This is a genomic window from Modestobacter sp. KNN46-3 (assembly GCF_011039295.1).
This window is the reverse complement of the sequence record NZ_JAAKGN010000188.1, coordinates 1-7,909: the sequence shown is the minus strand read 5'-3', so window position 1 is coordinate 7,909 and position 7,909 is coordinate 1. Positions and strand designations below refer to the sequence as shown.

Sequence of the window (7,909 nt, the reverse complement as noted above, 5' to 3'; positions counted from 1 at the left end):
GTCACGCCGCGCGTCGACCGCCAGCCGGATCGCCCGCTCCCGCAGCTCGTCGGGGTACTTCCTCGGTGCCGCCATGACTCTCATCCTCACGTGGATTGAGAGCCTCCATCAGACCCGGGGCGGGACACCTCGCCCGGGGCGAGCAGCGATGCGGCGACGTCTGGCAGCGCGGTCGCGAAACGCTGTGCGCGGTCGACGTTTCCGTGGAAAGTGATCATGCGGGTGATGCCGTAGTCCTCCATCGCCTTGAGGACAGCGACGGCTGCGGCACCCTCGTAGCCAGTCAGCACGTGCTCTCCGACGACGAGCTCCGCGCCCTCCTCGAGCTGCTCCCGGATGGAGTCGTCCGTGACGCCGACGACGACGACCTGGTAGTCGCACAGGAGTTCAGCCTCGATGGCCTCCGCGAAGCCGAAGCGGTACATGACTGGCCCGTAGAGGGTCTCGTCGTCCATCGACGTGGCAGACGCGCCCTTCGTCAGCCGTGGGGTGGCGGTCATGAAGACCCGCTTCGTGGCGTGGATGCGGTCGCCATCCAGGATGAGCTGGAACGCTGTTGCCGCCTGTCCGGCGGTGCGATGAGCCTCGTCGGCCAGCGCCAGGTCGAAGGCAGGTGCGCCCATCGTCTGGGCAGCGGCGACCACGAGCGCGGAGTGGTACGTGGCGAACACCACCGTCCGGCCAGCGCGCCGGCCGATGAGGTGTGCGGCGAGGACGTCCGGGTGAGTGGTGACCGGTGCCGGGATGTCGGCGGCCGCGGCTGACGCCTCGGCGTCGGTGACGGTGTCGTCGGAACAGACGGCGATGGCGTCGAACGGGCTGAAGCAATGCTGACGCCACTCCCGCAGGGTCTGCGCAAGCAGAGACAGGCTTGGGACCAGCACCAGGACCAGGTCGGCCTCCAGCCGCTCGGCCAGCCGGAGCGCGGTCAGGGTCTTGCCGGTGCCACAGGCCATGTGCAGTTGCCCGCGGTCGTGATGGACAAGGGCCTCCGTGGCGGCGAAAAGGGCCGCGAGCTGATGCGGACGAAGCTGAATGCCTGCGCCGGGGACGGAGGCAGCATCAGCGAGTTCGACGTGGACGTGCGTGGGTATCGCGGTGTGGGTCAACGGGTCTCCAGGGGCTCGTGGTCTTGGCCACCTGGACGGTGCGGAGGAGCGCGGACAGCGCAGTCGGATACGAGTGATGTATGCCACGTGTGGCTTCGCTTGTTCGCCGCGACTTCGGGGGCGAGGACGGGGACATCTCTCGCGCGAGTGCGAGGCACACCCCGGCAGATTCATCCCTTGGCCGCACCAGCCCGATCCGAGCTTCAGACGAGCGGCCGGCAGAGTCGACACGCGTCCGCGGGCTGTGGCCGTCATGCCACCCAGACTCACCGACGTTGCCGTCAGGGCGTGTGCGATGTCTGCCCTCGCGTCATGAGTCCGGGTCAGCCAACCTGGGGGACCGAGTCACGGTCGTAAGGCTCGTTGTCGGGGGCGTTCCACCCAAAGTCACAGCCGAGACTGTCGAGAAAAGCCCACACCGCGGGATAGCCGACCACATTGACGTTGAGCCAGTTGTCCGCTGTTCCGTTCTCGTTCGAGATCCACAGTCCGGCGTAGCCCTCGCCCTCTTCGGCGTAGAGCAATGACATCCGGAGATCCGGGTACTTTTTGGCGACGCATTCCGCCCACGCCAGCGGAGGTTCCCATCCCGTCTGGAAATAAAAGACGAGTTTCGCGGGGGTGTGCTTGGTGAGTTCGGTGGCACATGCGTTGAAGCCCCACCAGGACTGTTCGTGACCCTCGTCATCGACCGGGGCCTGCGGTAGGTGAGTCGCGAAGTCGACGACGCCGTTCTCGCCATTTACCGCAGCCAGGAACTCGTTGAGACGATCAGCGGACCCTGTGACGGTGAGCAGATTGTCGGTCCAGTTGGGCATGTGATTCCTATCGGCCCTCGCCGACTCGAACTGAACCCGGCGGCGCAAGCGCGCTCCACCGCTCACCCGCTGGGGCACTCGGTCGGCGAGCACGTCGACGCAGCAGTGCTGTTCGGCTGTCACGTCGGCGTACCTATGGGCCGGCGACCCGGCCGTCGACCGTGGCGCGCCAGGGTCGGAGCACCTCGGGGAGGCCACAGTGCGACGCCGGCCAGGCGGTCGTGTCGCGCTCTGCCGCACCTGCCTCCAGCGTTCCAGCCGGGGGAAGGGGACTCGGCAAGCGATTCCCCTGCAGCTTGCACGCCATCAGGCCTCTGGGTTCTCCGTGGCAGCGCCGGGTGGGGAGAACAGGGCGCGCTTGAGCTGCCCGAGCGTGTCCATGTGCTCCTTGTAGTAGTGCTCGCTGGTGGAGCCGCCGTCGTGCCCCAGCTGGAACTTCGCGGCGGCCTCGCCACCGACCTCGTAGAAGAGGCGGCCGCTGGTGTGGCGGATGTCGTGTGGCCGCAGGCCGCGGGCATCGAAACCGGGGTGGTGGCGTCGGATGCGACCGAACAGCGTCTCGAAGCGCTTACGGCTCAGCGGGCGCGCCTCACGGGCGACGAAGAACCCGTCAACGTCGAAGACGTCCTTCGGCTGGTAGTAGAAGACCGCGTCGTTGGGCGACAGGTTCGGGACGCCTGTCCGGCGCAGGTCGTCGGGCGCGTCCGCCGGCGCTGGTACGCGCGGACCTCGCTCGAGCGCGTGCGCGACCAGCGCGTCGAGGTGGTCGGGCGTCGAGGGACGGGTGCGGTGAGTATCTCGTTTCTCGTCCCAGTAGGTGATGGTGCAGTCGTCGCGGTTGATGCCGCGGCAGCGCAGGGCCAAGACACCGCCGCGGCGGGTGGCCTGGATAACCATGTGCCGCAGGATGAGGCCGTCGAGAGCCGGGTCGTCACCGGTGGTGGTGGCCAGGCTGTGCACGGTGAGGAAGTCGGGAACGCCGAGGCTGCGCGCCCCCCGTTCCTGACGCGTGGGCAGACGAACGTCGCGGGCGACGTTAGCCGGTACCACGTCGTCGCGGCGCATCTCGTTCCACAACCAACGGCAGGCCTGCACCATGGACTCCTGGGCGCCCCGGCCGTCGTGGTCGTGCAGCACCCGGCCGGCGGCCTCTCGCTTGGCGTTGCGGACGACGGTGCGCTGCATGGCGTGCCGGCGGGCCCACCACGCCGCGTCGGCGATGTGGTGGCGGGTGATGACGCGCACGGAGTCGGTGCCGTGGGCGCGCATCCGGTCCCCGCAGTCGACATCCGCATCGGGGGAGCAGCCCTCGGCGTGGGTTCCGGCCGAGCACGGGCAGGTGCCGGAGGCGCAGGCCAGGCACACGCACGGGCAGAAGCCGGGCAGCCCCTTGGTCAGCCGACGCAGGTACAGCGCCCAGGTGCCGTAGGTCCCCTTGTGGTCCCGGCGCAGAACCGGGAGCCGCAGGTCCAGCTGCTCGCCCAGCGAGGTCCCCTCCGCAGCAGCGAGCACGCTGCTCAGGTCGACACCGCGGCTGCGCGCCTCGGCGACCATCTCGGCCATTCGGGCGGCGAAGTCGTCCCCGTCGCCGGGCTGGCCGGTGCTCGGGTGGGTCATGTCATCTCCTCAGTTCGCGGCGTCGGCGGCGGGGGCCACCGGCGACGGAGACGGTGCGGCGCCGGGGGAGCGCTGCATTCGCCCGCCGGGCAGAGCGGTGAGTCGCGGCACGGGCTGCTCCTCCGCGCCGGGCGGCGTGCTCCGCCGAGGGCGGCGGTGGCTGTCGAACAGCTCGTCCAGCTGCGGCTCCAGGCGGCTGGCGGGCATCAGCTCCAGCACGCCACGGTCGGTGTCGGTGCGGGCGACGACGGTGGCATTGGGGGCCAGGCCGAGCTGCGCGCGCAGCGCCGGGCCGAGCAGCAGTCGACGGCGGCCGTCGATGCGCAGCGGCGCGGTGTCGTAGCCGGGCCGGGGAGCTGCGGAGCCACCTGGCAGGAAGACGACCAGCACACCGCCGTCTCGTTCGGCCGGCAACTGCGCGTCGAGCACCGGGCACAACGGCAGCGGAAGCCGGCCCTTGGTATCCAGCTTGGTGAAGGTCAACTCCGTGCGCGCCGGCGCCGGGTCGGCCGCGCGGGCGTGCAACGGGGTGAAGTCGGCGGCGGCCGGCGGCCGCTGCGCACGCTCCCGGAGCAGGTCGGTGTTCAGCCACAGCTCGGTGAGCTCCGCCGCGGACGGCGCGCCGCCGCCGAACGCCCAGCCGCCGGCCGGGGCCGGGCCGACTGCCGGGCTGGCGACGGCGGGCATGGTGGCCGCATGAAGGGCGGAGCTGTGGGTGCGCGTGGACTGGCCACCGCGGCGCCGAGCGTGCGGCGGGGCCGGTGGTGCTGTTCGGGGCATGGCCGCAGCTGTGCCGGGCGTTTCGCCAGCGGAGCTCGGATTCGGCCGAACCGGATGTGGTTCACCCGAAGGAGGGTGGGACGGCTCCCACGTACTGGTGTCCGAGGGGGGACTTGAACCCCCACGCCCGATAAAGGGCACTAGCACCTCAAGCTAGCGCGTCTGCCATTCCGCCACCCGGACAAGGTGAGCGCTCCGTGGAGCGCCTCGACGAGCATAGCCGAGGCCCTTCCCGGTGTGGGACAGGGGCCGGTGGCACCATCGACCGCATGTCGCAGCCCACGCCCCTGGCCGGTGCCCAGTCCGAGGTCGCGGACCTGCTCTCCGACCTCATCCGCATCGACACCACGAACACTGGTGACTCCGCCACCAGCGCGGGGGAGCGGAAGGCCGCCGAGTGGGTCGCCGCCAAGCTCGACGAGGTGGGGATCAGCAGCGTCATCCACGAGTCCGAGCCGGGCCGGGCCAACCTGGTCGCCCGGATCGAGGGCACGAACCGCGACCGCCCGGCGCTGCTGGTGCACGGCCACCTGGACGTCGTCCCGGCCGACCCGGCCGAGTGGAGCGTGCACCCGTTCAGCGGTGAGCAGCGCGACGGCTACGTGTGGGGCCGCGGCGCGGTCGACATGAAGGACATGGACGCGATGACCCTGGCGCTGGTGCGCGACTGGGCCCGCACCGGGGTGAAGCCCGACCGCGACATCGTGCTGGCCTTCGTCGCCGACGAGGAGGCCGGCGGCCGCAAGGGCGCGCACTACATGGTCGACCACCACGCCGACCTCTTCGAGGGCTGCACCGAGGCGATCAGCGAGGTCGGCGGATTCAGCATCACCGTCCGCGACGACCTCCGCCTCTACCTCGTGCAGACCGCGGAGAAGGGGCTGGCCTGGATGAAGCTGACCGCCCAGGGGCGGCCCGGCCACGGCTCCTTCGTGCACGAGGACAACGCCGTCACCCGGCTGGCCGAGGCGATCGCCCGGATCGGCTCCACCCGGCTGCCCACCGTGCTCACCCCGCCGATGCGCGAGTTCCTCGACGCGGTCAGCGACGCGTACGGGGTCGAGATCGACCCCAACGACCCGGACGAGGCGCTGGCCCGGCTCGGCAGCATCAGCCGGATGATCGGCGCGGCGCTGCGCAACACCGCCAACCCGACGATGCTCGACGCCGGCTACAAGACCAACGTCATCCCCGGCTCCGCGAGCGCCACCGTCGACGGCCGCTTCCTGTACGGGCAGGAGGCGGAGTTCGAGAAGCAGCTCGACGAGCTCCTGGGCGAGGGCGTCAGCCGCGAGTGGATCACCTACGACCAGGCCGTGGAGACGACGTTCGACGGTCCGTCGGTCGACCTGATGGTCCAGGCGTTGCAGGCCGAGGACCCGGGCGCCCGCGCCGTCCCGTTCACCATGAGCGGCGGCACCGACGCCAAGAGCTTCGAGACCCTGGGCATGCGCTGCTTCGGCTTCTCTCCGCTCAAGCTCCCCGCCGACCTCGACTTCGCGTCGCTGTTCCACGGCATCGACGAGCGCATCTCCATCGACTCCATGCAGTTCGGCATCCGGGTGCTCGACCGGTTCCTGCGCCAGGCGTGATGTGATGCCGGGCGTGACCGACACCACTCCCGCGCCCGGTTCGCCCGCCCAGGGCGACGTCGCCCTCGTCACCGGAGGGACCGGCGGTTTCGGCCGTGCCCTCGCTGCGCTGCTCCGCGAGCGCGGGGTGACCGTGGTCCTCGCCGACCTCGACAGCCCGGCCAACCGCGAGATCGCCGCCGGCCTCGGCGCACACTTCGCTGCCCTCGACGTCACCGACCGGGCGGCCAACGCCGCCGTGGTGGCCGCGGTGGAGGCCGAGCACGGCCGACTGGACGCCGTCTTCCTCAACGCCGGCATCGCCGGGCAGTCCCGGCACGCGCTGGACGTCGACGAGTTCCTCAAGGTGGTCGACGTCGACCTCTTCGGCGTCGTCTACGGCACCGAGGCCGCGCTGCCGGCCCTGCGCCGCGCCGGTGGCGGGTCGATCGTGGTGACCGCCTCGCTGGCCGGGCTCTCGCCGATGGCGACCGACCCCGGCTACAGCGTGGCCAAGGGCGGGGTGGTGGCGTTCGTCCGGTCGATGTCCTCCCGCCTGGTGGACGACGGCATCACCATCTCCGCCATCTGCCCCGGGTTCGCCGACACCGCCATCATCGACCCGCTCCGCGACGAGTTCGCCGCCGCCGACTTCCCGGTGCTCTCGGCCGGCGAGGTCGCCGAGGCGATGGTCGCCGCCTGGGCCGGCGCCGAGCCGGGCGCGGCCTACGTCGTCCAGCCGGGCGTGGGCGCCGTGCCCTACAAGTTCAAGGGCGTGCCGGCCGCCCGGACGGCCAGCGGGGAGACCGCCGTCGTCCCGACTGCGCTGCGCCCGCCGTCCATGCGCTGACGTCTGCACGGGCACAGCCCGGGTGATCGGCGTCACGGCTGCTCTGGCAAGGTGCCGGGCATGCGTGCATGGCGAGTCCACAGCCTCGGGAACCCGGCCGAGGTCATGTCCCTCGACGAGGTCGAGCAGCCCACTGCCGCCGACGGCCAGGTGCTGGTCAAGGTGCGAGCGGCCGGGCTGAACTTCCCGGACGTGCTGATGGCGATGGGCCAGTACCAGGAGCGGCCGCCGCTGCCCTACACCCCGGGCGTGGAGCTGTGCGGTGAGATCGTCGAGACCGGCCAGCGGGTGCTCGGGTCGCCGTCCGGCGGTCCCGGGGCGTTCGCCGAGTACGCGCTGATGGACGCCGCCGCGGCCTGGCCGGTGCCCGATGCGATGTCGGACGAGCAGGCCGCCTCGCTGTACCTGACCTACCAGACCGGCTACGTCGGCCTGCACCGGCGCGCAGCCCTGCAGGCGGGGGAGTGGCTGCTGGTGCACGCCGGGGCCGGTGGCGTGGGGACGGCAGCGATCCAGCTCGGCAAGGCCGCCGGCGCGAAGGTCATCGCCACCGCCGGCGGGGAGCGCAAGACCGAGGTCTGCCGCTCACTCGGCGCCGACCACGTCATCGACTACACCGCGGAGGACTTCGTCCCGCTGGTCAAGGAGATCACCGGCGGCCACGGCGCCGACGTCGTCTACGACCCGGTCGGCGGCGAGGTGTTCGACAAGTCCCGCAAGTGCATCGCCTTCGAGGGGCGGCTCGTGGTCGTGGGCTTCACCAGCGGCACGATCCCGCAGGCGCCGGTCAACCACGCCCTGGTCAAGAACTACAGCATCGTCGGGCTGCACTGGGGCCTCTACCGCAAGCACGACCCGGCCCGGATCGGGATGGTGCACGAGGCGCTGTGCGACCTGTTCGCCGACGGGGCGATCGACCCGCTGGTCGGTCAGTCGCTGCCGCTGACCGAGCTGCCGCAGGCGATGGCCGCCATCGCCGACCGCAGCACCGTCGGCAAGGTCGTCCTCACCCCCTGAGGAAGGACCCCGTCCTCCTCAGCCCTCGCAAGCTCGGGCCGAGCCGCTGGACGGGGCCATCAGCAGGGCCGCACCGCGAGCTCGCGAGTGGTGGGGGGGGCAACAGGGTCCTCACACCATGGGGCCGTCTCTTATACCAATCTCCGT

7 protein-coding genes and 1 tRNA gene are annotated in these 7,909 nt (G+C 71.1%); 3 read left to right on the top strand and 5 right to left on the bottom strand.

Features of this window, described 5'->3' with window-relative positions; all coding sequences use genetic code 11:
• Nucleotides 1–86: 86 nt before the first annotated feature.
• The 5 genes from G5C62_RS23845 to G5C62_RS23825 all read right to left on the bottom strand — a co-directional run bounded on the left by G5C62_RS23845 (nucleotide 87) and on the right by G5C62_RS23825 (nucleotide 4,507).
• On the bottom strand, nucleotides 87–1,109 hold the full coding sequence (locus G5C62_RS23845; RefSeq protein ID WP_164702961.1) for a DEAD/DEAH box helicase family protein: 1,023 nt from the start codon (nucleotides 1,107–1,109) through the stop codon (nucleotides 87–89).
• Between the two features lie 323 nt (nucleotides 1,110–1,432).
• Nucleotides 1,433–1,927 carry a hypothetical protein gene (locus tag G5C62_RS23840; protein WP_164702960.1) on the bottom strand — a complete coding sequence of 165 codons (495 nt, stop codon included), beginning with the start codon at nucleotides 1,925–1,927 and terminating at the stop codon, nucleotides 1,433–1,435.
• 306 nt (nucleotides 1,928–2,233) lie between these two features.
• Entirely contained in the window at nucleotides 2,234–3,544 is a 1,311-nt protein-coding gene (locus G5C62_RS23835; protein WP_164702959.1) for a site-specific integrase, read from the bottom strand.
• A 9-nt stretch (nucleotides 3,545–3,553) separates the two neighbouring features.
• Nucleotides 3,554–4,231, bottom strand: coding sequence for a hypothetical protein (locus G5C62_RS23830; RefSeq protein ID WP_164702958.1), 678 nt, complete (start codon nucleotides 4,229–4,231; stop codon nucleotides 3,554–3,556).
• 188 nt (nucleotides 4,232–4,419) lie between these two features.
• Nucleotides 4,420–4,507 (bottom strand) — tRNA-Leu (locus G5C62_RS23825).
• 86 nt (nucleotides 4,508–4,593) lie between these two features.
• Here G5C62_RS23825 and G5C62_RS23820 point away from each other — a divergent pair.
• Genes G5C62_RS23820 through G5C62_RS23810 form a run of 3 tightly spaced genes read left to right on the top strand, consistent with a single transcriptional unit; the run spans nucleotide 4,594 to nucleotide 7,762 of the window.
• The gene (locus tag G5C62_RS23820; RefSeq protein ID WP_164702957.1) at nucleotides 4,594–5,916 is read left to right on the top strand and encodes a M20/M25/M40 family metallo-hydrolase; all 1,323 of its coding nucleotides are present in this window, start codon (nucleotides 4,594–4,596) and stop codon (nucleotides 5,914–5,916) included.
• A 13-nt stretch (nucleotides 5,917–5,929) separates the two neighbouring features.
• A complete protein-coding gene (locus G5C62_RS23815; RefSeq protein WP_164702956.1) occupies nucleotides 5,930–6,745 on the top strand; it encodes an SDR family oxidoreductase in 816 nt (271 codons plus the stop codon).
• Between the two features lie 60 nt (nucleotides 6,746–6,805).
• The gene (locus G5C62_RS23810) at nucleotides 6,806–7,762 is read left to right on the top strand and encodes an NADPH:quinone oxidoreductase family protein (protein WP_164702955.1); all 957 of its coding nucleotides are present in this window, start codon (nucleotides 6,806–6,808) and stop codon (nucleotides 7,760–7,762) included.
• The last annotated feature ends 147 nt before the right edge of the window (nucleotides 7,763–7,909 follow it).

Coding starts and splice junctions, on each gene's coding strand:
- G5C62_RS23840 (WP_164702960.1), bottom strand. CDS start 1,927: ATGCCCAACTGGACCGACAATCTGCTCACCGTCACAGGGTCCGCTGAT.
- G5C62_RS23835 (WP_164702959.1), bottom strand. CDS start 3,544: ATGACCCACCCGAGCACCGGCCAGCCCGGCGACGGGGACGACTTCGCC.
- G5C62_RS23830 (WP_164702958.1), bottom strand. CDS start 4,231: ATGCCCGCCGTCGCCAGCCCGGCAGTCGGCCCGGCCCCGGCCGGCGGC.
- G5C62_RS23820 (WP_164702957.1), top strand. CDS start 4,594: ATGTCGCAGCCCACGCCCCTGGCCGGTGCCCAGTCCGAGGTCGCGGAC.
- G5C62_RS23810 (WP_164702955.1), top strand. CDS start 6,806: ATGCGTGCATGGCGAGTCCACAGCCTCGGGAACCCGGCCGAGGTCATG.